1 protein-coding gene is annotated in these 1,277 nt (G+C 32.8%); it reads left to right on the top strand.

The genetic code is table 11. From position 1 onward, the window contains the following. Positions 1 to 772: 772 nt before the first annotated feature. On the top strand, positions 773 to 1,277 hold a 505-nt coding region (locus CD31_RS00275; RefSeq protein ID WP_036074788.1), incomplete at its 3' end, for a patatin-like phospholipase family protein.

The following is a 1,277-nucleotide window of genomic DNA, read 5'->3' as shown; positions in this document are numbered from 1 at the left end:
TCCCCCTGTGAGAGTAGGACGTCGCTAGGCAAACAAAACAGTCAGCTGTGTGCTGGCTGTTTTTTTATATTTATTGTAACCTTAGCACTATGTTGGAGGGCTTAGAAAACTCTTAGCTAAGGCAATTAAAAAATAAGTCTTCAGTGAAAGAAAAAATTTAAAAGTTATGAAAACAACAACATTAGTGGATCATCTTCATATGTTGCGTTCCGCAACTTTTATGACCAATTAAATATAGCAATCATCAATTGTAAAGTGGGGATACTGTATAAATACAGTTGATGAAAACAACCAAAAGATAAAATGAAAGAATAAATGAAACTGTTCATAGAAGGCAGTAAACACAGATTCTCCTCCAGCGCTTTATATCAATCACCAGTAGGCTTTATTAGACATAGTTAATAAATATAGGTAAGGGTTTTAATTTAAGCTCAATATTGTTGGGAAGCTTAAGAACTTTTATATTATAGTCAAAAATAGGTTCTACACTTTGCAACTGTTCGAATTATAAAAACTGGGATTATTGTTGCAACATACATTACCATTTAAGTAGCATTAGAGACTTCTTAAAATAGAAATTATCACCATGTTATCTTCATTTTTTTATAATCAGTACTTTCTATATAGAATACTGAAATCGAATTTTAGCTAGGCTCATCATTAAAGTTTGCTGCTATGTACATAGGTATCGTCAATAAAGTAGAAATTTTAGTTCTATTCATCATTTTTCATCCTTATAATGTAAAGATTACATCAAAAAGGAGAGGAAATTTTGTGGATTGATGGCGTGTTTTCTGGTGGCGGTTTGAAGGGCTTTGCATTAGTAGGGGCATATCAAGTACTAGAAGCTGAACATTTTCGATTTAAACGTGTAGCTGGTACAAGTGCAGGTGCCATTTTAGCTGCCTTTATTGCTGCAGGATATAGTGGAAAAGAGATAGAAATGATGCTAGAAGAGTTAGATGTTCCTTCATTACTTGATCCAAGAAGAACATTTTTACCTTTTCCATTTATGAAATGGGTAAATGTTTATAATCATTTAGGTCTCTATAAAGGAAAGGCATTAGAAAAATGGTTTTTCCAAAAGCTAGCAGCAAAAGGCGTATATACTTTTGGTGACCTGCCTAAAGATTCACTTAAGTTAGTAGCTTCAGATTTAACGAATGGTAGAATGATTGTTTTACCAGACGATTTGCATAAATATCAAATTGAAGCAAAGAATTTTTCAGTTGCTTGTGCGTTACGTATGAGTTGTGGTATACCTTTTTTCTTTGAAC

This window comes from Lysinibacillus boronitolerans JCM 21713 = 10a = NBRC 103108, from assembly GCF_000772935.1.
Taxonomy (GTDB): Bacteria; Bacillota; Bacilli; order Bacillales_A; family Planococcaceae; genus Lysinibacillus; species Lysinibacillus boronitolerans.
The sequence above is the reverse complement of the archived record's forward strand: the minus strand, read 5'-3'. Positions and strand labels throughout refer to the sequence as shown.